Annotated in this window: 25 protein-coding genes; 6 read left to right on the plus strand and 19 right to left on the minus strand. The window is 71.4% G+C overall.

What is annotated here, in order from left to right; all coding sequences use genetic code 11:
- The 4 genes from ACFCZ1_RS35320 to ACFCZ1_RS35335 form a co-directional block, all read right to left on the minus strand.
- Positions 1-887, minus strand: an 887-nt coding sequence (locus ACFCZ1_RS35320) for a homocysteine S-methyltransferase family protein (RefSeq protein WP_376682382.1), incomplete at its 3' end; no start/stop codon positions are given.
- Positions 884-1864 (minus strand): carbohydrate kinase family protein, encoded by a 981-nt coding sequence (locus tag ACFCZ1_RS35325; RefSeq protein ID WP_376682383.1) that lies wholly within the window; start codon positions 1862-1864, stop codon positions 884-886. The genes ACFCZ1_RS35325 and ACFCZ1_RS35320, both read right to left, overlap by 4 nt.
- Before the next feature lie 92 nt (positions 1865-1956).
- Entirely contained in the window at positions 1957-3180 is a 1224-nt protein-coding gene (gene metK, locus ACFCZ1_RS35330; protein ID WP_376682384.1) for a methionine adenosyltransferase, read from the minus strand.
- 224 nt (positions 3181-3404) lie between these two features.
- Positions 3405-4874: a multicopper oxidase family protein gene (locus tag ACFCZ1_RS35335; RefSeq protein WP_376682385.1), complete on the minus strand. Its 1470-nt coding sequence runs from the start codon at positions 4872-4874 to the stop codon at positions 3405-3407.
- A gap of 266 nt (positions 4875-5140) precedes the next feature.
- Here ACFCZ1_RS35335 and ACFCZ1_RS35340 point away from each other — a divergent pair, with 266 nt between their 5' ends.
- The 3 genes from ACFCZ1_RS35340 to ACFCZ1_RS35350 are packed head-to-tail and all read left to right on the plus strand — an operon-like array spanning position 5141 to position 7826.
- Positions 5141-6535, plus strand: coding sequence for a pyridoxal phosphate-dependent decarboxylase family protein (locus ACFCZ1_RS35340; protein WP_376682386.1), 1395 nt, complete (start codon positions 5141-5143; stop codon positions 6533-6535).
- 59 nt (positions 6536-6594) lie between these two features.
- A complete protein-coding gene (locus tag ACFCZ1_RS35345; protein ID WP_376682387.1) occupies positions 6595-7194 on the plus strand; it encodes a hypothetical protein in 600 nt (199 codons plus the stop codon).
- Positions 7191-7826, plus strand: a complete 636-nt coding sequence (locus tag ACFCZ1_RS35350) for a DUF6875 domain-containing protein (RefSeq protein ID WP_376682388.1) — start codon at positions 7191-7193, stop codon at positions 7824-7826. Before ACFCZ1_RS35345 ends, ACFCZ1_RS35350 begins: the two co-directional genes overlap by 4 nt.
- A 93-nt stretch (positions 7827-7919) precedes the next feature.
- Here the strand turns inward: ACFCZ1_RS35350 and ACFCZ1_RS35355 are convergent, their stop codons facing one another.
- The 12 genes from ACFCZ1_RS35355 to ACFCZ1_RS35410 form a co-directional block, all read right to left on the minus strand.
- Complete coding sequence (locus ACFCZ1_RS35355; protein WP_376682389.1) at positions 7920-8792, minus strand: alpha/beta hydrolase; 873 nt, start codon at positions 8790-8792, stop codon at positions 7920-7922.
- Positions 8789-9511, minus strand: a complete 723-nt coding sequence (locus ACFCZ1_RS35360; RefSeq protein WP_376682390.1) for an indole-3-glycerol-phosphate synthase — start codon at positions 9509-9511, stop codon at positions 8789-8791. The genes ACFCZ1_RS35355 and ACFCZ1_RS35360 overlap by 4 nt, the downstream gene beginning before the upstream one ends.
- Positions 9508-10245, minus strand: a complete 738-nt coding sequence (locus ACFCZ1_RS35365; protein ID WP_376682391.1) for an N-(5'-phosphoribosyl)anthranilate isomerase — start codon at positions 10243-10245, stop codon at positions 9508-9510. Before ACFCZ1_RS35365 ends, ACFCZ1_RS35360 begins: the two co-directional genes overlap by 4 nt.
- On the minus strand, positions 10242-11387 hold the full coding sequence (locus ACFCZ1_RS35370; protein ID WP_376682392.1) for an acyl-CoA dehydrogenase family protein: 1146 nt from the start codon (positions 11385-11387) through the stop codon (positions 10242-10244). Before ACFCZ1_RS35370 ends, ACFCZ1_RS35365 begins: the two co-directional genes overlap by 4 nt.
- A gap of 72 nt (positions 11388-11459) precedes the next feature.
- Positions 11460-11834: an ectoine synthase gene (locus tag ACFCZ1_RS35375; protein ID WP_376682393.1), complete on the minus strand. Its 375-nt coding sequence runs from the start codon at positions 11832-11834 to the stop codon at positions 11460-11462.
- A gap of 81 nt (positions 11835-11915) precedes the next feature.
- Positions 11916-12779 carry a tryptophan synthase subunit alpha gene (gene trpA / locus ACFCZ1_RS35380; protein ID WP_376682394.1) on the minus strand — a complete coding sequence of 288 codons (864 nt, stop codon included), beginning with the start codon at positions 12777-12779 and terminating at the stop codon, positions 11916-11918.
- On the minus strand, positions 12772-13815 hold the full coding sequence (locus ACFCZ1_RS35385) for a hypothetical protein (protein WP_376682395.1): 1044 nt from the start codon (positions 13813-13815) through the stop codon (positions 12772-12774). Before ACFCZ1_RS35385 ends, trpA begins: the two co-directional genes overlap by 8 nt.
- Positions 13816-13860: 45 nt before the next feature.
- Positions 13861-14118 (minus strand): phosphopantetheine-binding protein, encoded by a 258-nt coding sequence (locus ACFCZ1_RS35390; RefSeq protein ID WP_376682396.1) that lies wholly within the window; start codon positions 14116-14118, stop codon positions 13861-13863.
- Positions 14115-15677 carry an AMP-binding protein gene (locus ACFCZ1_RS35395; protein WP_376682397.1) on the minus strand — a complete coding sequence of 521 codons (1563 nt, stop codon included), beginning with the start codon at positions 15675-15677 and terminating at the stop codon, positions 14115-14117. The genes ACFCZ1_RS35390 and ACFCZ1_RS35395 overlap by 4 nt, the downstream gene beginning before the upstream one ends.
- Positions 15674-16531 carry a MaoC/PaaZ C-terminal domain-containing protein gene (locus ACFCZ1_RS35400; RefSeq protein ID WP_376682398.1) on the minus strand — a complete coding sequence of 286 codons (858 nt, stop codon included), beginning with the start codon at positions 16529-16531 and terminating at the stop codon, positions 15674-15676. Before ACFCZ1_RS35400 ends, ACFCZ1_RS35395 begins: the two co-directional genes overlap by 4 nt.
- On the minus strand, positions 16528-17781 hold the full coding sequence (locus ACFCZ1_RS35405) for a beta-ketoacyl-[acyl-carrier-protein] synthase family protein (RefSeq protein ID WP_376682399.1): 1254 nt from the start codon (positions 17779-17781) through the stop codon (positions 16528-16530). Before ACFCZ1_RS35405 ends, ACFCZ1_RS35400 begins: the two co-directional genes overlap by 4 nt.
- 40 nt (positions 17782-17821) lie before the next feature.
- The gene (locus ACFCZ1_RS35410) at positions 17822-19033 is read right to left on the minus strand and encodes an aminotransferase class I/II-fold pyridoxal phosphate-dependent enzyme (protein ID WP_376682400.1); all 1212 of its coding nucleotides are present in this window, start codon (positions 19031-19033) and stop codon (positions 17822-17824) included.
- Between the two features lie 304 nt (positions 19034-19337).
- Here ACFCZ1_RS35410 and ACFCZ1_RS35415 point away from each other — a divergent pair, with 304 nt between their 5' ends.
- On the plus strand, positions 19338-20240 hold the full coding sequence (locus ACFCZ1_RS35415; RefSeq protein WP_376682401.1) for a BTAD domain-containing putative transcriptional regulator: 903 nt from the start codon (positions 19338-19340) through the stop codon (positions 20238-20240).
- 204 nt (positions 20241-20444) lie between these two features.
- Here ACFCZ1_RS35415 and ACFCZ1_RS35420 read toward each other — a convergent pair whose 3' ends face one another.
- From ACFCZ1_RS35420 to ACFCZ1_RS35430, 3 genes are read right to left on the minus strand one after another with little or no spacing between them, the layout of a single operon-like run.
- The gene (locus tag ACFCZ1_RS35420; RefSeq protein WP_376682402.1) at positions 20445-21197 is read right to left on the minus strand and encodes an SDR family NAD(P)-dependent oxidoreductase; all 753 of its coding nucleotides are present in this window, start codon (positions 21195-21197) and stop codon (positions 20445-20447) included.
- Positions 21194-22180: a 3-oxoacyl-ACP synthase III family protein gene (locus ACFCZ1_RS35425; protein ID WP_376682403.1), complete on the minus strand. Its 987-nt coding sequence runs from the start codon at positions 22178-22180 to the stop codon at positions 21194-21196. Before ACFCZ1_RS35425 ends, ACFCZ1_RS35420 begins: the two co-directional genes overlap by 4 nt.
- Positions 22181-22191: 11 nt before the next feature.
- Positions 22192-22446: a hypothetical protein gene (locus tag ACFCZ1_RS35430; protein ID WP_030390264.1), complete on the minus strand. Its 255-nt coding sequence runs from the start codon at positions 22444-22446 to the stop codon at positions 22192-22194.
- A 204-nt stretch (positions 22447-22650) separates the two neighbouring features.
- Between ACFCZ1_RS35430 and ACFCZ1_RS35435 the strand changes: the two genes are divergently transcribed.
- Positions 22651-23547, plus strand: coding sequence for a class I SAM-dependent methyltransferase (locus ACFCZ1_RS35435; RefSeq protein WP_376682404.1), 897 nt, complete (start codon positions 22651-22653; stop codon positions 23545-23547).
- Between the two features lie 10 nt (positions 23548-23557).
- Positions 23558-25120: a flavin-containing monooxygenase gene (locus ACFCZ1_RS35440; RefSeq protein ID WP_376682405.1), complete on the plus strand. Its 1563-nt coding sequence runs from the start codon at positions 23558-23560 to the stop codon at positions 25118-25120.
- The last annotated feature ends 17 nt before the right edge of the window (positions 25121-25137 follow it).

The raw sequence follows: 25137 nt of genomic DNA on the forward strand, positions 1-25137 counted from the left end.
CCGCCCACCAGCGACAGCCCGTACTCCCGCACGAACGTCTCCTGCGCGTCGGCGAGCTCGGGAGCGGTCAGCGGATAATGCGCCCCGTCCTTCGTCAGCACCGGCAGGCCGGCGTTCGGCATGCAGGACAGCGGGATGCGGGCATTGCGCGCCAGATAGCGCAGATGCTCGCTCATCTCCGCCGGACCCGTCGCGCAGTTCAGGCCGATCATGTCGATGCCCAGCGGCTCCAGCGCCGTCAGCGCCGCACCGATCTCCGAACCCAGCAGCATCGTCCCGGTGGTCTCCACCGTCACCGAACAGATCAGCGGAACCGTGACACCGAGCGCCTCCATGGCGCGGCGGGCCCCGATGATGGACGACTTCGTCTGCAGGAGGTCCTGGGTGGTCTCGACGAGCAGCGCGTCGGCGCCGCCGGAGAGCAGGCCCTCGGCGTTGATCTGGTAAGCATCACGGATCTTCGCGTACGTGATGTGACCCAGCGTCGGCAGCTTGGTGCCCGGGCCCATCGAGCCGAGGACCCACCGCTGCTGCCCGGTGGAGACCGTGAACTCGTCCGCGACCTCACGCGCGATCCGCGCACCCGACTCCGACAGCTCGAAATTGCGCTCCGCGATGTCGTACTCGGCCAGCGCCGCGAAATTCGCCCCGAACGTATTCGTCTCGACGCAGTCCACACCCACCGCGAAATACGCCTCGTGCACCGTCCGCACAATGTCCGGACGCGTCACATTCAGAACCTCGTTACAGCCCTCCAGTTGCTGAAAGTCCTCCATCGACGGATCCTGCGCCTGCAGCATCGTCCCCATGGCCCCATCAGCCACCACCACACGGGTGGCGAGGGCTTCTCTCAGGGCGTTCGCCCGTTCCTGCGCGTTCGTCGTCATGTCAGCCGCCCCAGTCTCGGTTCCAGCAGCCCGGCCGCCTGGTCGCCGTACACCGCGGACACGGTGGCGAGGAGCAGCTCGGGCTGGATCTCGTAAGCCTGCGAGCCCACGGTCGCCAGGACCAGCGCGGATATTGCGCAGCCGAGCTGGGCGGCGGTTTCCAGTGGCAGTCCCCAGCTGACGGCGGCCAGGAAGCCGGAGCGGAAGGCGTCGCCGACGCCGGTCGGGTCCTCGGCGTGGACGTCGGGGACGGCGGCGACGGTGACGGGCGCCTTGCCCTTGCTCTCGATACGGACGCCCTGCCCGCCCAGCGTGGTGACCCAGGTGCCGACGCGGTCGAGGACGTCCGCGTGGCTCCACTCGGCACGCTCCCGCAGCAGCGCGGACTCGTACTCGTTGGTGAAGAGCCAGCGGGCTCCGGTGACGAGGCTGCGTACCTGGGCGCCCGAGAGGCGGGCGAGCTGCTGCGAGGGATCGGCGGCGAAGGGGATGCCCAGTTCCCGGGCCTGCTCGGTGTGGCGGACCATCGCGGCCGGATCGTTGGGCGAAACGAGGATCAGGTCGAGGGGGGTGCGGGCATGAACGGTGCGCAGGTCGATGCGGCCGGATTCGGCCATCGCGCCCGCGTAGAAGGAGGCGATCTGGTTGGAGTCCTGGTCGGTGATGCACATGAAGCGGGCGGTCTGGTGCTCGGCGGAGACGTACACCGGGCCGGTGTCGACGCCGTGTTCCTTCAGCCAGACCTCGTACTCGGCGAAGTCGGGACCCACGGCACCCGCGAGGAGGGGGTCGAGGCGGAGGCCTCCGAGACCGTAGGCGATGTTGGCCGCCACTCCGCCCCGCCGCACCTGGAGGGTGTCGACGAGGAAGGACAGCGAGACATGTTCCAGCTGGTCGGGGAGCAGCTGGTCGACGAACCGGCCCGGAAAGGCCATGAGGTGATCCGTGGCAATGGATCCGGTCACCGCGATACGCACGTGGACTCCTGTGAGCTGGTCTGATGTCGGCGGGGCGGGGCGGCGGGCGGGGCGGGTGGTGCGTGCCGCAGCGGGCCGTGCGGGCCGGCCGCTCAGGCGGCGGCGACGGCCTTCAGCCGGTCGGCGCGGTCGGTGCGCTCCCAGGTGAAGTCGGGGAGCTCGCGGCCGAAGTGGCCGTAGGCGGCGGTCTGGGCGTAGATCGGGCGCAGCAGGTCGAGGTCGCGGATGATCGCTGCCGGGCGCAGGTCGAAGACCTCGCTGATGGCCTTCTCGATGCGGTCGGTGGGCACCGTGTGGGTGCCGAAGGTCTCGACGAACAGGCCGACGGGCTCGGCCTTGCCGATCGCGTAGGCGACCTGGACCTCGCAGCGCGAGGCGAGCCCGGCGGCCACGACGTTCTTGGCGACCCAGCGCATCGCGTACGCGGCCGAGCGGTCGACCTTGGACGGGTCCTTGCCCGAGAACGCCCCGCCGCCGTGACGGGCCATGCCGCCGTACGTGTCGATGATGATCTTGCGGCCGGTCAGCCCGGCGTCACCCATCGGGCCGCCGATCTCGAAACGGCCGGTCGGGTTCACCAGCAGCCGGTAGCCCTCGGTCTCCAGCTTGATGCCGTCCTCGGCCAGCTGACGGAGCGTGTGCTCGACCACGATCTCCCGGATGTCCGGGGTCAGCAGCCCCTCCAGGTCGATGTCGGAGGCGTGCTGCGAGGAGATGACCACCGTGTCCAGGCGGACGGCCTGCTCACCGTCGTACTCGATGGTGACCTGGGTCTTGCCGTCGGGACGCAGGTACGGGATGGTCCCGTTCTTGCGGACCTCCGACAGACGGCGAGAGAGCCGGTGCGCGAGGTGGATCGGCAGCGGCATGAGCTCGGGGGTCTCGTCGCAGGCGTAGCCGAACATCAGGCCCTGGTCGCCCGCGCCCTGCTTGCCGAGCTCGTCGCCCTCCTCACCCGCGGCGCCACCCTCGACCCGCTTCTCGTACGCCGTGTCGACACCCTGCGCGATGTCCGGGGACTGCGCACCGATGGACACCGACACACCACAGGAGGCGCCGTCGAAGCCCTTGGCCGAGGAGTCGTAGCCGATCTCCAGGATCTTCTCCCGCACCAGGGCGGCGATCGGGGCGTACGCCTGCGTGGTGACCTCACCGGCTATGTGGACCAGGCCGGTCGTGATCAGCGTCTCCACGGCCACGCGGGACGCCGGGTCCTCACGCAGCAGCGCGTCGAGGATCGTGTCGCTGATCTGATCGGCGATCTTGTCGGGATGACCTTCGGTCACGGACTCCGAGGTGAACAGACGGCGGGACATGTCACTCCTGATGGTTGGGGGACGGGTCGTCAGGTCGGGCCAGGGTCGGGAGGTGGCGGCCGGCACGGCGAGGTGCCGGGGAAGGACTCATGCGGGACTCGTGGGGGACACGGCCGAACATGGTCTGTTGCCGAGGATTCTTCCGCCCGGTCCTCGGTCCGTCCTTGAGAGCGCGTCGAGCGAAGACGGGAGCCCTCCCCACCCCGGCTCGACCCCCCGCACCCCTAGCGGATGCGGAAGTTCGCCATCATCCCCATCGCCGAGTGGTCCAGCAGGTGGCAGTGGTAGACGTACGTCCCCTTGTACGTGTCGAAGGTGGCGTGCAACTTCACCGTCTCGCCGGGGAACAGGCGCACCGTGTCCTTCAGCCCGGCTTCGGCCGGCCCCACCGGGGCGCCGCCCCGCTCCAGGAGCCGGAACTGGACCAGGTGCATGTGGAAGTTGTGCGGAATGATCTTGTTCGCGTTGGTGACGGTCCAGATCTCCGAGCTGCCGTGCGCGATGGTCTGGTCGATGCGCTGGTGGTCCCACACCTGGCCGTCCATGAGCCCCCGCGGCTCCTGGCGCCCGTCCTCGTCCATGCTGAGGACGATGTTCCGCTGAACCGTCGCCGTCCGCAGCGCCGGCAGCGTGCGCAGCACGTCCGGTACCCGGCTCGGGTCGGCGGCCGTCCGTACGACGTCGAAGCGCAGCACCTTGCCCACCTGATCCGGTGTCCCCGGGCCCAGGGTGTTCTCCAGGACGATCTTCGTTCCGACCGGGTAGCGGGAGAAGTCGATGACCACGTCGGCCCGCTCCGCCGGGGACAGCCCGACGGTGTCCGTCGTGAAGGGGCGTTCCAGCAGCCCGCCGTCCGAGCCGATCTGGATCATCTGGCCGCCGTCCGACAGCCGCAGCTGGAAGAAGCGCATGTTGGAGGAGTTGAGCAGCCGGAAGCGGTACTTCCGGGCGGCCACCTCGAAGTACGGGCTCGGGCGGCCGTTGGCGAGGACGGTGGTCCGGCCGAAGACGTCGTCCATGACGTAGACCAGCTGTCCGGCCTCGTCGAAGCGGGCGTCGCGCAGTGCGATCGGCACTTCGTACTGGCCGCCCGGCAACGGCAGCGACCGCTCGTCGTCGTCCGAGAGCAGGTACGTGGCGGACAGGCCGCGGAAGACGTGTTCCGACTCCATGTGGTGCGCGTGGTCGTGGAACCAGAGCGCGGCGCCCGGCTGATGGTTGGGGTAGGTGTACGTGCGCGAGGTGCCCGGCGCGAAGGTGTCCATCGGGCCGCCGTCGTTCTCCGGTGAGACGCTGCCGCCGTGCAGGTGGACCGAGACCGGCATGGACAGGCTGTTGCGGTGCCGGATCACGACCTTCCGCCCGCTGCGCGCCCTCAGTACCGGTCCCGGGAAATGGCCGTCGTAGGTGAGGACCTTCGTCTGCACCCCCGGGATGATCTCCCGCGCCACCTCCTTGATGGTGACGGCGTAGGTGTCCTGGCCTCCCACCACGGATATCGGTGACAGCACCGGCAGCGTCGGCATCCGCACGGTGAAGGGCGGCGGGACGGTGACTGCCGCCGCACCGGCGGCGGTGGCGGCGGTGGCCTGGGCGGGCCGGGCGCTGAGCAGCGGTGTCAGCCCGCCTGCGGTGAGCAGTCCCGCGCCGGTCGCGGCGACGGCGCCGCCGAGCACGCTGCGTCTGGTGACCATGGGTTTTCCTCCTGGGAAGGTGGGGTTGCGCGGACCCCCGAGCGCAGGTCCGGCGCGCTGCGGGCGGCCGGCGAGCGTGGCCTCGCACGGGTGTCGCGCCGCGAGTGCACCAGATCCGGCCTGCGCCTCACTCGAGCCCGGATGGTGTGAGGGCGTTCGGCGTTGCGCCGCCCTTGCGGGCGCTGGGCAACCCTCGTCGTGCGTACGTACGACCGCGTACGCGCGACTCGTGCCGCCGCTCGGGGCGGCCGCTGGGGGAGGCTCCCGTGGACCTGCACGACCTGCACGACTTACGCGACTGGCTGCCGCGCGCGCTCGGGGTGGCGGAGCGGTGGGGCGGGCAGTTCGGCCCGTACGAGACCCACGACGCGCACCGCGTCCACCCCGACGCGTTCACCGAGGCCTTCGACCGCCTCGCCAAGCGGATGGACCACAACTATCCGTTCTTCCACCCCCGTTACGCCGGGCAGATGGTCAAGCCACCGCACCCGGCGGCCGTCACCGGCTACCTCACCGCCATGCTCTTCAACCCCAACAACCACGCCGCCGAGGGCGGGCCCGCGACCACCGAGATGGAACGCGAGGCGGTCGCCGAGCTGGCCGCCATGTTCGGCCTCCCCGCGCACGTCGGGCACCTCACCACCAGCGGCACGATGGCCAACCTGGAGGCCTTGTACGTGGCCCGGCAGCTGCACCCGGACCGCGGGATCGCGTACAGCGGCGAGTGTCACTACACCCACGAGCGGATGTGCCACGTCCTGGGTGTGGAGGGCCACCGGATCCCGGCCGACGCGCACGGCCGCATCGACCTCGGCGCACTGGAGACCGCGCTGCGCGGCGGGCGGATCGGCACCGTCGTCGTCACCACCGGCACGACCGGGCTGGGGGCGGTCGACCCCGTGCACGAGGTGCTGCCGCTGGCGCGCCGGTACGGGGCGCGGGTGCACGTCGACGCGGCGTACGGCGGCTTCTACGCGATCCTCGGGCGGGCGGGCGTCGGCGGTATCGACGCGGAGCCCTGGCGGGCGGTCGCCGAATGCGACTCGGTGGTGGTGGACCCGCACAAGCAGGGGTTGCAGCCGTACGGCTGCGGGGCGGTCCTCTTCCCCGATCCGCGCGCCGGCCGGCACTTCGCGCACGACTCGCCGTACACCTACTTCACCGACTCGGACCTGCACCTGGGCGAGATCAGCCTGGAGTGCTCGCGGGCGGGCGCGGCGGCCGCCGGGCTGTGGCTGACCCTGCAACTGCTGCCGCTCACCCCGGACGGCTTCGGGCGGATCCTCGCCGCGAACCGCCGGGCCGCGCTGCGGTGGGCGGACCTGCTGACCGAGTCGGGTGAACTGGAGCTCTACCAGCGCCCGGATCTCGACATCGTGACGTACTTCCCGGCGACCGCCGACGGCTCCCTGTCCTCGATCGACGCGGCGTCGGACCGGCTGCTGCGCGACGGCATGACCGCGGAGGCGGACCCGGTGTTCCTGAGCGTGCTGCGCGCGGACGCCGACGCGTTCGCAGGGCGCCACCCGCACGTGGTGCGGGACGCGGAGGCGGCCCGGGTGATCCGCAGCGTCCTGATCAAGCCCGAGTCCGAGCACTACCTGCCGGCCCTGCACGCGCGCGTGGCGGAGCTCGCCGCACGCGGCCGCGCGTCGGCCTGACCGCCCTCGATTTCCTCCTTCCCGCCTTTCACTTCTTCCGCTGACCGGAGGTCCGTGCCTTGTCCCCGACCGTTTCACCCTCCTCGAACCAGCTGAGCCGACCGGACGTCGCCCGGCTGTCCGCCCTGCTCTCCTCCGCCTTCCACCAGGACGCGCTGACCCGCTGGATGATCCCCGACGAGCGGCTGCGAGCAGAGCTGCTGCCCGGGTTCTTCCGGGTGTTCGTCGAACTCTCCGCCGCGTACGACGGGGTACTCACCACTGCGGACGGCGATGCGGTACTGCTCTTCCTGCCGCCGGGCGCCGAGCCGGACGAGGCGGCCCTGGACGCGGCCTTCGCCGGGGTTCTGGGCGCGCACGCGGACGCGCTGCGCACCATCGCCCGCCTCCAGGCGCAGCGCCACCCACACGGCCCGCCGCACTACTACGTCTCCTTCGGCGCGGTCCGGGCCGGCCGCCGGCAGAGCGGCCTGATCTCCGGGCTCCTCGGCGAACTGCTGGCCCGCGCGGACGCCGAGGGTGTCGGTGCCTACGTGGAGGCCAGCTCGCCGGGCGGTGAGGCGGCGAGCCGGCGGGCCGGCTTCGACCGCCTGGGCGGGGACATCGCCCTGCCGGACGGCGGGCCCGTGCTCCGGCCCATGTGGCGGGATCCCCGATGAGGGGAGACGACCTGATCCGGTCGTGGACGGCGGGCGAGATCGCCCGCGGCGACGTTCCGCCGGAGCACCTCGGCCCGCTGCTCCGGGTACTCGTGTGGAGCCGGGACTTCCTGGTCTCCAGCCACCCCGAGCTGGGTCGTAGCGGCCCGGTGTGCCCGTACACGCAGCCCTCGCTCCGCAAGGACCTGTTCCACCTGGCCCTGCCGTCCGCCGGCTGCGAGGACCTGGCCTCGGCGGTCGATTCGCTGCGCACCCGCCACGCGGTCCTGTCGCAACCCCTGTCGCCGGAGGACCGCGAACTCCTCACCATCCTGCTGGTCCTGCCCGCCTTCGACCCGACGGACTCGGTGGAACTGGACGAACTCCAGCGCAAGGCGAAGGACGAGTTCGTGGCGGAGGGCCTGATGATCGGGCAGTTCCACCCGGTGTGCGACGAGCCGGGCCTCTACAACGAGGCGTTCCGGCCGCTGCGCGCCCCGCTTCCGCTGCTGGCGGTCCGCAAGCTGCTCGTCTTCGACCTGCCGTTCCTGCTGAACGACGACTCCCACCTGGACCACTACCTCCAGCGCTTCGCCCCGGCCGTCCCGGCCCGTATCCGCGACCAGCTGGTCAGCCGGGTGGTGGCGACCTGACCTGGGGAACGGCGCGGCACGGCGGGTGCGGGAGGTACACCTCCCGCACCCGCCGTCTGCCGTGCGGGCGCGTGCCGGGGCGAAGACCCCGCGTCACACCCACCCGGGCCTGCGGGCCGCCGCCTCGGCTCCGGCCGTCCGCAGGCAGTCCTCCAGGAACGTCAGGACGCGCAGGTGGTAGGCGGTGGCCGCGTGGCCGAGGCTGATGTTGTGACCCGCGGCGGGCAGGTGTTCCACGGTCACCTGCGGGGACGAGGTCAGGCGGGAGGTCATCGACGTCAGGGTGGGGTCGTCCAGGTGCCACCAGGCCTCGTGTTCCGCGAAGGTGAGGCGGACGGGGACGCGGACGCGGGGGGCCAGTTCCTCGTACTGGCCGGGCCACCGCACGGTCTCCGCCGATTCGCGGGGCGGGGTCGCGGAGAGCAGGGCGCGGCTGGCCTGGAAGGTGCCGCGCGGGTAGAGGCCCAGGGGGCCCCAGTTGAGCTTGGTGGCGCCGCCGCCGAGGGTGGACGGGAAGTGCAGGGCCTCGGGGTTGTACCGGTAGCCGACGCCCGAGGCGTCCAGGCCCAGCAGGGGTACGCCGCCGTCCGTGGCCGCCGTGTGGAGGGCCACCTTGCCGCCGTCCGAGTGCCCCAGGAGGAAGACCCCCGCGCCGACGGCGTGCTCGGCGGCATGCTCCTTCAGAGCGGCGTGGAGGGTTTCCGCCTGGCCGGCCAGGCTCTGGCCCTCGGGAAGCACGTCCGCCGAGTCGCCGTACCCCGGGCGGTCGACCGCCAGGACCGCGTGGCCCAGGCCGGTCGCGAGGGGGATGAAGGACTTCCAGTACGCCGCCCGCATGCCCCGGCCGTGGATCGCCAGGATCGTGGAGCGGGCCGCTCCGTCCTCCGGCAGCGCCAGGAGCGCGGACAGCGGGATGCCCGCCGCGTTCAGCGTGTACGGGCGTACGCCGTCCGGCAGGGCCGTCATCGGACCGCCAGCCCCTCGCGCGCACCGGCCATCGCGTCCACCCACGCCTCCGGAGAGCCGGTGCGCAGCAGCGAGGTGCCCACCAGCAGGCCGCCGAAGCCGGCGTCCAGGAGTCCGGCGGCGGTCGCCGGGCCGTCGATGCCGCTCGCGCTCACCGGGCACGCGGTGCCGGTCGACCGGACCGCCGGGAGCAGGTCCAGGGATCGGCCCAGGTCGCCCGCGCCGCGCTCACGCGTCTTGATGTCCTTGTTGTTGACCGCGATCACACACTCCGAGGCGTGGTGGACCGATTCGAGCTCGGACTCCTTGGTGACCTCGACGAAGGGGGTGAGGCCGGCCAGCAGGCACTCCGTCACCAGCGTGCGCATGCTCGACTCGGGGAGCAGTGCCGCCGTCAGCAGGACGGCCGACGCGCCGAGTTCCTTCGCCGTGCGGATCTGGTCCTTCCTGGTGATGAAGTCCTTCTGCAGGAGCGGGAGGCCGGTCAGCGCCGCCACGTCCCGCAGCAGCGCGGGCGAGCCGCCGAACCAGCGGCCCGTCACCACCGAGATGCAGGGGGCGCCCGCCGTCTCGTACGCCCCCACGATCGCGGCCGGGGTCCGGCCGCCCAGCATGTCGTAGCCGTGGGCGTCGCGCCGTTTCACCTCCATCACCACGGGGGTCGGGGAGGCCAGGAGGGCCTCGAGAAAAGGGAAGTCGGTCCGGTTCTGCTTCGTCATCGCGACAGCTCCAGCTCGGGGTGGTCGGGGGTACGGGCGCCCGTGCGCCAGGCGCGGGCCAGAGCCGCGATCTCGGGGACGCCGAAGCCGCCGGTGCTCCGGTCGCGCGCCGCCGTGTCCACGTCGACGCCGCGGAACCCGTGGTGGCGCACGACGTCCTCGTACGCCGGGCGGTTGGCCGGGGTCAGGCCGCCGGCCAGCAGGAAGGGCCGGGTCAGACGGGGCAGCAGGGCCGTGACGCGGGCCGGGTCGAGGGTGCGGCCGGTGCTGCCGATCCGGCCGTCGCCGGTGGCCGTGTCGAGGAGGAAGAGGTCGGTGCCGGCCCGGCCGTACGCGCCGATCAGCGGGCGTTCGACACAGCTCCCGTCCTCGGCGACGTGCAGCACCTTGACGATGCCGACCTCCGCGGGAAGTGCCTCGCGCAGTGCGCGCACGACCGCCGGCGGCTGGTAGGCGTGGAGCTGGACCCAGCCGACGCCGGTGTGCCGCACGATCGCGGCCAGCTCACCGGCGTCGGAGAGGAAGGTCACCAAGACCGGCAGGAGGCCGGCCGAACGGGCCGCCGCCGCGAGGGCGGCGAGCCCGTCCGGGTCCAGCTCGGACGGGCCGCCGGGTACGCCGTGCCAGAGCCCGACGCAGTCCGCCCCGGCGGCCGCCGCCGCCTCGATGTCCTGAGGGGCCGTGGCCCCGCAGACCTTCAGCAGTGTCCGGGACATCGGGCGGGTGGTGCTCACTTGCCCAGTCCCAGCATCGAGGCGATGCGGTTGTACTGGATCTCGTTCGTGCCCGAGTAGATGGTGCCGCCGACGGCGTTGCGCACCTCCTGCTCCAGGCCGAACTCCGACATGTAGCCGTGGCCGCCGAAGATCTGCACGGCGGTGATGCTGGTGGCGAGGTTGCTCTCGCTCGTGACGAGCTTGGAGATGGCCAGGTCGACGGTGACGTCCTCGCCTGCCTCCAGCTTCTCGCCGGTGTCGTAGAGCCACTTGCGGGCGGTCTCCAGCTGGATCTTCGTGTCGACGATCTTGTTGGCGATCGTCTGGTACGAACCGATCGCCTTTCCGAACGACTTGCGCGTCTTCGCGTAGTCGACACACCGCTCCAGCCGGTGCTGCATCTCGCCCACGTTGACGATGAAGGAGAAGAGGATCTCCCTCTTCATCACGTGGTCCAGGACCATGAACCCGCCTCCGACCCGGCCGAGCACCGCGCTCACGGGCACTCGTACGTCGTCGAAGAACAGCTCGCTCAGCGGCGAGGTGCGCAGACCCATCTTCTTGATGGGCTTGCCGGCGGTCAGTCCGGGGGTGTTGCGGTCCACCAGGAACGCCGTCGTCCCGAGCGGGCCGCCGTCCGGATGGGTGCGGGCGTAGACCACGATCACGTCCGCCACGGGTCCGTTGCTGACGAAGACCTTGCTGCCGTTGATGACGAAGCCGTCCCCGTCGCGGACGGCCCTGGTGGTCATCGCCATGGCGTCCGAGCCGCCCTCGGCCTCGGTGATGGCGTGGGCGCCGATCGCCTCGCCCGAGCAGATCTGGGGCAGGTAGCGCTCCTTCTGCTCCACGGTGCCGAACTGCTGCAGCGGGATTCCGGTGGAGCAGATGGAGGTGGTGACCGAGAAGCTGAGGCCGGAGTCGCGGTTGTACTCGCCGAGGCCTTCCAGCACGTACATGGTGGTGAGGAGGGACTGCCCGAGGCCTCCGTAGTCCTCGTCGAAGGGCAGTCCGAGGATCCCGGTCTTCTGCACGAGCTTCCACTTGTCCTCCGAGAAGGCGGACTGCTCGTCGAGTTCGATGTGGTCTGCGCTGAGTGCGTCTCCCCACCTCTCCAGGCCTTCGCGCAGATCTGCCTGGTCGGCGTTCCAACGGATCACGACGGACCCCTTTGATTCGGTTGCTGCTTCGGATGGGTGGTGCCGCAGGAGCGGCGCCCCGGTACGCGCGCCTCAGTAGGCGGAGGAGCTGTGCGCGTCGAGGCTGTGGACCTCGTCGCCGCGCAGGGCCGGGGAGAAGACGCAGACCAGGCGCAGGTCCTCGTGCGGGCTGGCGACGAGGAAGTGGGCGTCGTGCTGGTCGAGGGCGTACATCCGGCCCGGGACGATCTCGTGCGAGGTGCCGTCGAGCTCGATGACCTCGCCGGAGCCCTCGATGCAGTAGCAGGCCTCCAGGTGGTTGACGTACTCCAGGCGGGACTTGGTGCCGGCCAGCACGATGGTGTCGGTGAGCGAGTAGCCGAGGCCGTCCTCGGCGAGGAGGAAGCGGCGGCTGAGGCCGTTGCCCCACTCGACGGTCTTCACGGACTCGATGTCGCGAACGATCATGGTGGTCTCCCGGTGTGAGGGTGGTGCACGGATGTTCCGGATGAGGGGTTGAGCTCTCTTCTGCCAGGTGGTGCGGGGGAACTACGGCCGTGCCTGCGGCAGGACCGACCGGACGAACTCGCGGAAGGCTTCGGTCACGTCGAGGCCGGCCTCCTGCGCCCGCTCCACGGCGGCCACCGCCGCGGAGCCGATGATGGCGGCGTCGGCGCCGGCGGCCCCGACGGCCTCCACGTCCTGCCGTGTGCTGACCCCGAAGCCGACGGCGATCGGGGACGTCGTGTGCGCCCGGAGTCCGGTGACCGTCTGCGCCAGCGCGGCATGGCCGGCGGCGGGCGCGGTCCCGCTGCGTCCGTAGTGGGCGACGAGGTAGAGGTAGGCGGAGGCGTGGGCGGCGGCCTGGCCCCGGGTCTCGGGCGGGCTCTTGGCGTAGCAGGTGGTGACGACCGGGAGTCCGGCGGCCGCGGCCGACTCCAGGTGCGTCTGGCGCAGCCGTGGGGGAAGCGCGTGGACGAGCAGTCCGTCCGCCCCGGATGCCGCGATCTCGTGGGTGGCCGCGGTCAGGTCCCGGTGCCCCAGGGAGTACCTCCAGTCGACGAGCAGGGCGATCCGGGTACGGGTCAGGTGCGGCCGTACGTCCGCGATGAACGCGAGTACGTCGTCCAGCCCGGCCCCGCCCCGGTCCAGCGCGCGGCGCGCCGAGCGCCGGACGACCGCGCCGTCGGTGACCGAGTCGGGGAACGGGACCGCCAGTTCCAGGCAGTCCACGCCCTCCTCGTCGAGCATCAGGACGAGGTCCCGCAGGACCGGCAGGGGCGGGTCCCCGGCGTTGAGGAACAGCGCCAGCCCGGGCGGGCCGCCGGGGGTGCGGTGGGCGAAGAACGGTGCCGGGCCGGCCGGTACGGGGGCCGGGGCCACGGGGGTCCCCGCCTCCGCCGGGCTAGGCATGGGCCACCGCCGGTGTGCGGGGGGCCCGGCCGGCCGCCGCCAGGCGCCGGGCCAGGTCGTGGGCCGCACCGGAGCGGACGGCCTCCTCGGCGAGCGAGACCGCGGAAGGCCAGTCCCGGCGGGTACCGGCGGCCACCGCCAGGGCGGCCGCACCCAGGCAGACCGTGCGGGTGGCGACCCTGCCGGCCGTACCGGAGAGGACGGAGAGGAAGTGGCCGACCGCTCCGGCGGGATCGGCGGCCGGCCGCAGGTCACCGAAGGAGCCGTCGCCCGGGGTGAGTTCGCCCGGCCGGATGATCCGGGTCAGGGAGTCCGTGTGGATGGTGTTGGTCGCGAAGGGCAGCAGCTCGTCCGCGCCGGTGCCGTTCGAGGTCAGCCAGATCCTTCGGGTGGCGGTGGTCGCGGCGAGCTGCCGCAGGGTGTCGACGGGAGCGGCCGCCGAGACCCCGGTGACCTGGGCGGCCACCGGCAGGTCGGCGAGGAAGGGGCCCAGGGAGTTCAGGAAGCGGCCGAAGGGCTTCATGCTCAGCGGAGCCACGGTCCGCGCCAGCCGGGTCAGCTGCGCCGGGTAGACGAACGGCCCGGCGAACGCGATCCCGTACGCGGCGAGGGTGTCCTCGGTCTGGGCGTAGGAGGAGGTGAGCCGGACGCCGAGCCGTTCCAGCAGATCGACGGAGCCGAGGGAGCTGGTGTAGGCCCGGGATCCGGTCTTGACGACCTTGACCCCGGCCGCCGCGGCGACGAAGGCTGAGGCGGTGGAGATGTTGAAGGTCTTGGGCCCGCCGCCGGTGCCGACGACGTTCACGGTGCCTTCCCAGGAGCTGGTCGCCGTCGCCGCCGGCCGGCGCTCCGCGAGCGAGTCCAGCAGGTGGCGCAGGGTCTGGTGGTCGGGGAGCCGGCTGGTCAGGGAGGCCAGCAGGGCGAGGACCTGAGCCCTGTCGAGCCGGCCGTCGCCGAGCTGGTCCCACCATGACCGCCAGGTCTCGCGGCCGACCGGGGCGCGGCGCTCCAGCAGGCCGGTCAGTGCGTCATGCACGGTCGGTCTCCGTCTCGTCTCCGTCGGGGTGGTGGGTGAGTGGTTCTACGCGGCCGTGGTGCGGCGGGCCTCGGCGATGAAGGTGTCGATCGCCTCGACGCTGCGGAAGTTGTCGGGGTCCAGGTCGGCGTCGCCGATGGCGAGCTCGAAGCGGTCCTCGACCCAGGCGATGAGCTTGAGGACGCCCAGGCTGTCGATGACCCCGTCGTTGAGCAGGTCGTGGTCGACCGCGAGCTCGCCGGCCGCGGTGCCCGGGAGGAACTCGGTGATGACGAAGTTCTTGATGGTGTCGACGTTGCTCATGACGGAATTCCTTCTGCGAGAGGTGTGGCGGACGTAACGGGTGTGCTCGTGGTGGTGGAACTCAGCTGGTCGAGGCGGTCGAGCGCCTTGCGGTCGACCTTTCCGGTGGCCGTCTTGGGCAGCGGCGCGTCGGTGAGGGTGAGCTGGTGGGGGACGGCGGCCCTGGGCAGGTGCCGGGCGCAGTGCGTGCGCAGTTGCAGGCCGGTCAGGGTGGAGCCGGGGGCGCGCTGGACACCGGCGATGAGCTTCTTGCCGGCGATCGGGTCGGGGAGGGCGGCGACGCCCGCCTCCAGGACGCCCGGGTGTTCCTGCAGGACCCGTTCGATCTCGGCGGTGTTGACGGCGACTCCGCGCACCTTGACCTGGAAGTCGGTCCGTCCGGTCAGGTGCAGGGTGCCGGCGGCGTCGCGCCTCACGAGGTCGCCGGTGCGGAACCAGCGGCGGTCGTCGAGGCCGAGGGGATGGGCGGTGAACTTGTCGGCGTGCCGGGTGCGGTCGAGGTAGCCGCGGGTCTGGAAGGGCGTGGAGACGAAGAGCTCGCCGCTGCCGGGCCCTTCGACGGGGGTGTTCGTGTCGGGGTCGAGGACGAGGGCCAGGACTCCCGGCAGGGGGCGTCCGATGGGGACGGGCGGGAAGGAGGTCGCCGATGTGTCGACCTCGTGGACGAAGCTGTCGTTGGTCTCGGTGCAGCCGTAGATGTTGTGGATGCGGGCCTTGGGGAAGAGGGCGGGCAGGGCGGCGAAGGTGCGGTCCGGTATGGCGTCGCCGGTGAACATGACGTGCTCGACGCCGGGGAAGGTGTCGCCGGTCTTGGCCGCCGCGTCCTGGAGGAGGCCGAAGGCCATCGGGACCGCCTGGACGACGTCGACGTCATGGCGCAGGACCAGGTCGCGCAGGTGGCGGCCGTGGGCGGCCAGTGCCGGGTCGACGAGGACCACGCGTCCACCGCGGGCCAGGGTGGTCCAGACGTCGAGGAGGCACAGGTCGAAGTTGAGGGGGGCGTAGTTGAGGACGGTGCGGTCGGGTCCGATGCCGAAGGCGTTGCCCGCCCACCGGGTGAAGCGGTCCACGGCGTCCAGGCCCAGCGGGACGATCTTCGGCAGGCTGGTGGAGCCGGAGGTGGTGAGCATGAAGGCCACCTCGGCGGCCTCGTGGGCCGGCAGCGGCTGGGCGGCGACGTCGGGGTTGGGTGCGACCCGGGCGGGTTCGCCCCCGGGGGCGAGGACGTGGGCGCAGCCGGCCTGGGCGAAGAGATCGGCGAGGAGGGTGTCGGCGAGGGCGGGGGACGGGAGCAGCAGCGGCCGCCGGGCCAGCAGGCAGGCCAGTACGAGGGCCACGGTGGCGGGGGACTTGTCGGCGAGGACGCCGACCGGAACGCCGGGGGCGAGCTCCAGGCGCGCGAGGCGGTCGCGTTCCCGGCTGGCCTGCTCGTACAGCTCGCGGTAGGTGGTCTCCTCGCCGTTGAAGAGGAGGGCGGTCGCGTGGGGGCGGTCGCGGACCTGGGTCAGGAATCCCCCGAGGAGGCCGAGTTCGACGGCCGGGGTCGTCGTGGTCGTCATGGCTGGTCGTCTCCTTCCGTGGAATCCGGCTGGGCGAATTCGATCCAGCCGCTCTTGACGGCCGCGCCCCGCGGCGTCTTGCAGGTGAAGCGGACGACGCGGGCCTCGACGTCGGGCTGGAGGGTGATCTCCAGCGGGACGCCGGGGGGTACGGGGGCCGAGAAGCGGCAGCCGAGGCCGCGCACCCGGGCGGAGTCCCCGTCCGCGAAGCGGTCCACGGCCTCCTCCACCGCGAGGGCGACGACGCTCATGCCGTGCGCGATGACGGTGTCGAAGCCGGCCCCGCGGGCGGCCTCCGCGTCGAGGTGGATGGGGTTGAGGTCGCCGGAGGCGTGTGCGTAGGTGCTGATCCAGTCGGTGGTCAGGCCGTGCACCGCGGTCTGCGGTTCGCCCGCCCCCCGCGGGGCCGGGGCCGCCCGGCCGCCGGAGATGTCGCCGAACGGCTCCAGCAGGGTCGCGCCGACGAGCAGGGCGGAGATGACCAGTTCCGCGAACGGTTCGGGGCCGTCCTCCCCGACCAGCCGGACCCGCAGCGCGATCCGGGCGCCGCGCGGCTCCTTGCGGATGCCGAGCACGTCCAGGCGTACGGTCACCCGCTCACCCGGCCGGACCGGCCGCACGGTGCGGATGTCCTGGCCGAGGTGGACCACGGAGACCGGGCCGGGCTCGGCCCCGGTCAGCGCGGCGACGGTCTGCTCGGCCACCGTGTGGGCGAGGACGAAGGTGTGGACGGGCGAGGCCTGGCCGGGCCGGGCCGTCGGCAGCCCGCGCCGGGCGGCGTCGCGGTAGTCGGTGATCTCCGGCTCGGTGACGGTGAGCGTGCGGACCGGGGAGGGGAGCGACAGGAGCGTCATACCGGCGTCACCACCACGGAGGAGTTGTGGCCGCCGAACCCGAAGGAGTTCGTGATCGCGGGTCCCGGGCGTACGGCACGGGGTACGTCGTGGACGACGTCGATGTCCATTCCTGGCTCCAGCTGTACGTGGTTGGCGGTGGGCGGTACCTCGCAGCGGCGCATGGCCTGCACGGTGGCGATGAGTTCCACGGCCCCGGCGGCGCCGATGAGGTGGCCGATGACCGACTTGGGCGCGGTGACGGGCGGCTGGGCGCTGCCGAACACCTTGGTGAGGGCAGCGGCCTCGGACCGGTCGTTGTAGGGGGTGGAGGTGCCGTGCGCGTTGACGTGCACGATGTCGCAGGGGTCGAGGCCGGCGTCGGCGATGGCTCCGGCCATGGCGGCCGCGGCTCCCGCGCCGTCGGGGAGCGGCATCGCGAGGTGGTGGGCGTCGGCCGTGGCGGCGTACCCGGCGACCAGCCCGTAGGTCTTGGCCCCGCGCGCTTGTGCGTCCTCCAGCCGCTCCAGTACGACGAACCCGGCGCCCTCGCCCATCACGAAGCCGTCGCGGTCCTTGTCGAAGGGGCGCGAGGCGTGCTCCGGGTCGTCGTTGCGGAAGGAGACGGCGCTCAGGTTGCCGAAGCCGGCCAGGGTGACCGGGGTGAGCGTGTGCTCGGCGCCGCCGGCGATGACGAGGTCGGCGCGGCCGGTCTGGAGCAGCATCAGGGCGTGGCCGATGGCGTCGGCGCCGCTGGCGCAGGTGTTGGCGACGGTCAGGGCGGGGCCGGTCCAGCCGAGCCGGATGGCGATGTGGGCGGCGGCCGCGTTGGGCATCGTCATCAGCGGCATCAGCGGGTTGACCCTGGCCGGTCCGCCTTCGGTGAAGTGGGCGGACTCCAGGTCGCTGGTGGCACGGCCGCCGACGGCGTTGCCGACGACGATGGCGGTGCGGCCGGCTTCGGCGGTGGGAGATCCCGCGTCGCGGTGGGCGGCGAGGGCCGCGGCGGTGCCGTAGTGGGCGAAGGGGTCCATCCGGCGGGCTTCCTTGGCCGGGACGAGCCCGGCGAGGCCGTCGAGGCCGCGGACCCGGCAGCCGATCCGCACCCGGTGGCGGCTGAGGTCGAAGTGGGTGAGCTCGGCGGCGGTGGACCGGCCGGCGCGCAACGTGGTCCACAGCTCGTCCGGGGTGCACCCGCCGGGGGTGACCACGCCCATGCCGGTGATGGCTACGGGCGGCCGCGCCGAACTGCCCCTGGACGGTCCAGGCATGTCTGCTCCCTAAGCGTGAGGGCGGTCGTCGTGAGGGCGGTCAGATGATCCGGCACTCGCGCGCCGACTCGATGAGGGCCTCGGCGGCGAAGTCGATGTCGGCCTTGGTGTGGGCGGCGGTGATGGCGATGCGCAGCCGGGCCAGGTCGTTGGGGACGGCCGGGGTGACCACCGGGAGACCGATGACGCCGTTCTTGCGGGCGACGGTCGCGAGGTCGTACGCGGCCTCGTCGGAGCCGGCGATGACCGGGACGACGGCGGTCTCGCTGTCGACGGTGCTGATGCCGGCGTCATTGAGCATGCCGCGGAAGCGCGCCGACTCCCGCTGGATGAACTCCACCCGCTCCGGCTCGCGCTGCAGGATCCGCAGGGACTCCAGGGCGGCTCCGGTCTGGGCTCCGCCGAGGGCGGCGGAGAAGAGGAAGGGCCGGGCCGCGTAGCGCAGGTGGTGGATGAATTCGGCGGAGCCGGCCACCCAGCCGCCCATGGAGGGGATGGCCTTGGACAGGGTGCCGAGCTTGACGTCGACCTTCACCTCGTAGTCGAAGTGCTCCTCGATGCCCTTGCCCGTGGCACCGATGACGCCGAGGGCGTGGGCCTCGTCGACCATGAGCAGCGCGTTGTGGGCGTCACAGACCTTGCGCAGCTCGACGAGGGGGGCGATGTCGCCGTCCATCGAGTAGACGCTGTCGACGATGACCAGGCGGACACCGCTGTCGGGGGCGGCGGCGAGGCGGCGCTCCAGGTGGGCGACGTCGTTGTGGCGGAAGCGGGTGACGGTGGCGCCGGAGAGCTTGCAGCCGTCGACGATGCTGGCGTGGTCGTACTTGTCGATGAAGACGGTGTCGCCGGGGCCGACGATGGCGCCGACGGTGCCGGTGTTCGCCGCGTAGCCGGAGCCGAACACCAGGGCCCGCTCGCGGCCGGCCACCTTGGCGACCTCGGCCTCCAGCTCCTCGTGCAGCGGGGTGGTTCCGGCCAGGGCGCGGACACCGTGGTTACCGGTGCCGTAGCGGTCGACGGCCGCCTTGGCGGCGGAGACGACGCGTTCGTCGCCCGCGAGCCCGAGGTAGGAGTACCCGGACATCATCAGCAGCCGCCGGCCGTCCTGGTCCGCGTAGGCCGAGTCGCGTTCGGCGGTGTACGCCACGAAACTGTTCTTGCGGTTGGGCTCGTACTCCAGCGACGCGACCCGGTCACGGAAGTAGGCGAGTTTCGGCTCCAGGCGGGCCCAGGCAGCGGATGCGTTCACGTGCTTCTCCTCGTCGCGATCGTCCGGAGGACCCGGAACTCCATCGGTGCTCCGCCGTTCTTCCGGCCGGGCTCTAGTGGAATTCCATTAAGACTCGGGGGGCGCAATAGCGGCGCAAGAGCGGGACCCCAGCCGGACCACAGCAGCGCTCGAAAAGCGGAAGGGAATGCCCGGACCTGGGGTTTCATTCGGATGGGAATGTTTGCCGGCCGCTGTTGACACGCGGAGACGGCCCGCCGTTATCCTCTGAATCGCACGAACGTGGGGGACACGGCCGGAAGCCGACCGTTTCGGAGAGTGCATAGTGCTGATCAGACTCATAGGTCTTGTCACGATCGAGCCGGACGGAGCACCGCCGCAGCACCTCTCGGGCGCCCAGGCGCAAGTGGCGTTCGCCCGGCTGCTCATCGAGCGGGCCGATGGTACGGACCGTGACCAACTGGCTGAAACCGTATGGCCCGAGGGCCTTCCCGACACCTGGGCTTCGGCGCTGCGCAGCATCGTGAGCCGGGTGCGTACGTTCGTCACGACGCCGCAGGACCAGCCGGGGGTGACTCCGCTGGTCGCGCAGGGCGGTCGTTACCTCTTGCGGATACCACGGGACACGGCCGTGGACGTGGAGGTCGCGGAGACCGCGGTGACCGAGGCCGCCGAGGCGTACGCGGAGGGCGCCTACGCGGTGGCCCAGCAGCTCGCGGCCGGCGCCGTGTCGAACCTGCGCGGCTCGTTCCTGCCCTCGCACGAGGGGGACTGGGTCGACGCGATGCGCGAGCAGCTCGAGGAGCTCCGCCTCAAGGCGCTGGAGACGGCGAGCCTGGCCTCCTCCGCGCTCGGCGACGAACACCACGCGCTGCGGTACGCGGAGGAGGCGGTCCGCCGGGCCCCGTTCCGGGAGAGCGCGTACCGCTGCCGGATGACGGCCCACACCCGGGCCGGCAACCGGGCGGAAGCGCTGCGCAGCTACCAGCAGTTGCGCGAGGTGCTGGCGGAGGAGCTGGGCATCGACCCGGCGCCGGAGACGGAGGCGGCCTACCTGGAACTGCTCCGCACGCCGGAGCCCCGGCCGGCCCCGCGCTCCGTCACCTGTCTGGACCCGGTCCTGATGGGGGTCTTCGAGGTGGACCACCGCGCGCCCGCGCCCCGGCCGTGCTCCCTGGCCGACCACGGCTGCGTCACGCACCGCATGACGTCCGCCCCCGCCGCCTGATCCGTCCGCACACCCGCCCGCACGAAGAGGCCGCCACCGCGAACTCCGCGGTGGCGGCCTCTACGTGTGCCCGTGCCCGTGTGCCCGTACGCCGGCGCACCCTCGCGACCGCGGGCCCCGGCGCCCCGGCGCCCCGGCGGACGACGAGCGGCCCCGGCCTCCCCTGGGGGTGGGAGGCCGGGGCCGGGGAGGGGACCGCGGGGGTCAGGTGATGGACACGCCGCTGTCGATGCTGATGACCTGGCCCGTCATGCAGTCCTGGTCCAGGAAGAGGCCCGCACTGCGGGCGACCTCTTCGACCGTGACGAAGCGGGGGATCGGGGCCTTGTCCTCCATGCCCTCGATCACCCGGTCCGGGAGGGTGTTCGTCATGCCTGTGATCATGAAGCCGGGAGACAGCGCGTTCACCGTCACCCCGCGCCGGCCGCACTCCGACGCGAGCGTGCGGGTGAAACCGATCAGACCCGCCTTGGACGCCGAGTAGGCGGTCTGGCCGGCCGTCGCGATGATGCCCGACGGGGACACGATGTTGATCACCCGCCCCCACCGCTGCCGCAGCATGTGCGGCACCGAGACCCGGGCGGTGTGGAACGACCCGATCAGGTTGGTCTGGATGACCTGCGCCCAGTCCGCCGGGTTCTGCATCGCCATCAGGCTGTCCTTGCGGATGGCCCCGTTGTTGACGAGGACGTCCACCGGACCGAGCTCGGCGGAGATCCGCTCGTAGAGGGCCTGGGTGGCCTCCCACGAACCGACGTCACCCGTGACCAGCGCCGACGGGTTCACCAGCTTCTCGCGGACGGCCTCGGCGGCCTCCCTGGAGCTGTTGTAGTGGACCGCCACCCGGCAGCCCAGCGCGTCCAGCTCCAGCGCCAGGGCCTGGCCGAGGCCACCCGAGGCGCCGGTCACGAGCGCGACCGGGGACTGTGGCCGCACACCCGCACTTTTCTTGCTCATGCCGCGACACCGCCCCATTCCAGCAGGATCGAACCCCATGTCATGCCGGCTCCGAAGCCGGCCAGCAGGACCTTGTCGCCGGCCTTGATCCGGCCCTCCTCAAGGGCTTCGGTCAGTGCGATCGGGATCGACGCCGAGGCCGTGTTGCCGTACTTCTGCAGGTTGGTGATCAGAGCCTCCTGCCGCAGCCCGGTGTGCGACAGGATCGAGTTGATGATCCGGATGTTGGCCTGGTGCGGGACGACGTGGTCGACGTCCGCCGCGTCCACCTTGGCGCTCTCCAGCGTCTCGCGCACCGTACGGACGGTGTAGCGGACGGCGTTGAGGTAGATCTCGTTGCCGTTGATCTGCGCGTAGTGGAGGCCCGCGGCCACCGTCTCCTCGGTGGTCGGCATCCGGCTGCCGCCGGCGAGCACCTTGAGCGAGCCGGTGCAGGCGCCGTCGGCGCCCAGGTTCCACGCCTTGACCCGGTTCTCCGCGCCCGGCTGCAGGACGACCGCACCCGCCCCGTCGCCGACGAGGATGGACAGGTCCCGGTCGGCCGGGTTGGCCGTCAGGGTGTGGGTGTCGGAGCCGATCAGCAGGATCGGACGGGGGTCGATGGCGATCAGTGCCATCGCGGACACCAGCCCGTAGACGAACCCCGCGCACTCGGAGTTGACGTCGTGCGCGCTCCCCGAGATGCCCAGTTCGTGGTGGACGAACGCGGACGTGGCCGGGGACGGCTGCTCGGGCGTGGCGGTCGCCACGATGAGGTGGGCGATGTCGGCGCCGGTCAGGCCCGCCTTCTCCAGCGCGCGCCGGCCGGCCTCGACGGCCAGGGAGGCGGTCGTCTGCCCCGGATTGACCGCCCGCCGCTCGCGGATGCCGCAGCGGCTGACGACCCAGTGCTCGTCGACGCCGAAACGTGCCGCGAGCTCGGCACTGGTGACGATGCGTTCGGGTACGGACATGCCCCACCCAGTGATGTCGAAGCCGGTCACGTCACCCCTCGCTACGCCTGAGCCGGGACGAGGTCGACGATCTTCGCGTACACGTCACGCAGGGTGGTCGTGTCGTCGAGGTCGGCGAAGAGCGACTCGTCGGCCGGGATGTGCGGGTACTGGTTCTGGAATCCGTACAGCCACTCCATCAGGTCCAGCGAGTCGACGTCCGCGATGTGCTGGAGCGGGGCGTCGGGGCTGACCTCCGCGGCACCCGAGACGGCCTCGAGCTGGCTCGCCAGTTCTTCGATGGTGGGCAGCGACATGGGGTCGGTCCTCTCTCGGCAATGCAACTCGGCAGTGCGTATCTGATTTCGAGAGCGATGAAAGCTCCGCCCCCGCAAGGAAGGCGCAACACGGCCCGCGTTCGCGAATCCGGACCGTCTTGCGCACGCCTTGCGGGGCATCCGGTTTTCTCGGACGCGAATTCGGAAACACGGCCCGCCGGACACGCAGGAAAGAGGATCAGGATGACAACGGTCGCCCCCAAGTCGGTGGACCCCGAGGTCGATGCGATCAGGCACCACTACGAGGTCAGCAACGATTTCTACCGGCTCCTGCTGGGCCCCACGATGATGTATTCCGGCGGCTACTGGGAAGACGGTGAGGACCTGGTCGCCACCCTGGACGAGGCCCAGGAGCGCAAGCTCGACAAGTTCGCCGAGCTCGCGAACGTGGGCACCGGCGGTGTCAAGCGCGTCCTGGACATCGGCTGCGGCTGGGGCACCATGCTCAACCGGCTCACCACCGTGCACGGCGCGGAGCAGGCCGTCGGCCTGACCCTGTCCCGCACCCAGGAGGCGTTCATCGCCGGCCTCGACAACCCGCGGATCACCACGCTGGTCCAGAGCTGGGCCGACTACAAGGTCGCGGACGACAGCGAGAAGTACGACGCCGCGTTCTGCATCAACGCGCTGGAGCACTTCGTCTCCTCCAACCTGCCGCCGAAGGAGCGCACCAAGCGCTACCGCTACTTCTTCCAGCAGGTCGCGAACGCCCTGAACCCGGGTGCGAAGTTCGTGCTGCACACCATGACCGCCGAGGCGCTGCCGATGAACCGCGCGCTCCTCGACGACCTGAAGTTCCTGCAGCGCTCCGAGTTCGAGGGCTGCCACATCCCGCACCTGAGCGAGCTCAGCGCCGCCGCCGAGGGTCTCTTCGAGATCGACGAGATCGTCAACGAGCGCGAGTCCTTCGCGATGGCCTGCCGCGCCTGGCTGGTCCTGCTGGCCGAGCGCCGGGACGAGGCCGTGGCCATGGAGGGCGAAGAGGTCGTCTCCCGCTTCGAGCGCTACCTCGACATCTTCGCGTACACGCTCGAGGACAAGTTCTTCAACAACTTCCGCGTCACCATCACGCGCCGTTAAGGAGGCCGACGTGACGAGCATTCTCGAACCGGCCAAGGACGGCGGAGCACGTACGGGCACCGAGCCGGCTCCCGGCGGCCGCGGCCCGACCCGGCACCTGCGGGTCGCGGTCATCGGCACCGGCTTCTCGGGCCTGGGCACCGCCATCCGGCTGCTGCAGTCGGGCATCGACGACTTCCTGGTGTTCGAGCGGGCCGACGAGGTCGGCGGCACCTGGCGCGACAACAGCTATCCGGGTTGTGCGTGCGACGTCATGTCCCACCTCTACTCGTTCTCGTTCGCCCAGAACCCGAACTGGAAGTCCACCTTCGGCAAGCGCGACGAGCTGTACGCGTACCTCCGCGACACCGCCGACCGGTTCGGCGTGCGCCCGCACATCCGGTTCGGGCACGAACTGGTCGCCGCCCGCTGGGACGACGGCGAGCGGCACTGGAGCATCGAGACCTCGCAGGGCGACTACACCGCGCAGGTCCTGGTCACCGGCACCGGCTACCTCAGCGAGGCGGCCGTACCGGACATCAAGGGCCTCGCGGACTTCGAGGGCAAGGTCTTCCACTCCTCGAACTGGGACCACGACCACGACTTGGCCGGCCGCCGCGTCGCCGTCATCGGTACGGGCGCCTCGGCCATCCAGTTCGTCCCGCAGATCCAGCCCGAGGTCGGACAGCTCGACCTCTACCAGCGCACGCCCCCGTGGGTCGGCCCGAAGAACGACAAGCCCACCAGCCCGCTGCAGGCCAAGTTGCTTCGCTCGCTGCCCGGCTACCAGAACTTCCGGCGGAACTTCAACATGTGGGGCCGGGAGATCCTGGCCTTCGTGATGGCCCGTCCGAAGGTCGCCGGGAAGATGCAGAAGATGGCGAGCGACCATCTGAAGAAGTCGGTCCCGGACGAGGCGCTGCGCGCCAAGCTCACGCCCGACTACGTGATGGCGTGCAAGCGGCTGCTCTTCTCCAACACCTGGTACCCGGCGCTCCAGCAGCCCAACGTGGACCTGGTGACCGACGGGATCGCCGAGGTCCGCGCCACGTCGATCGTCGGCGAGGACGGGGTCGAGCGCGAGGTCGACACCATCATCCTGGGCACCGGCTTCCAGGCCACCGACCGCCCGGTCGCGAAGCGGATCTGGGGCCGGGGCGGCGTGCAGCTGCGCGAGGCGTGGAAGGACGGCATGTCCGCGCACCGCGGCACCACCATCGCCGGCTTCCCCAACCTGTTCATGCTGCTGGGCCCGAACACGACCCTGGGCCACTCCTCCCAGGTCGTGATGATCGAGGCGCAGATCGCCTACGTCCTCGACGCGCTGAAGCAGATCGAGAAGCGGGGTCTGGCCAGCGTCGAGGTCCGGCAGGAGGCGCAGGACGCCTACAACGAGGCGCTCGACGCCAAGCTCGACGGCACCGTGTGGAACGCGGGCAACTGCCAGAGCTGGTACCTGGACGCGAGCGGCCGCAACCCGTCGATCTGGCCCACGTACACCTGGCGCTTCCGCAGCCAGACCAAGCGCTTCGACCTGAGCGAGTACCAGCTCGCCTCACAGGTGCGCACCAGCAAGCCGGTACCTCACCAGTAGAACGCCATGGGAATCGG

This window comes from Streptomyces sp. NPDC056224, from assembly GCF_042267665.1.
In the GTDB taxonomy this organism is placed as follows: domain Bacteria; phylum Actinomycetota; class Actinomycetes; order Streptomycetales; family Streptomycetaceae; genus Streptomyces.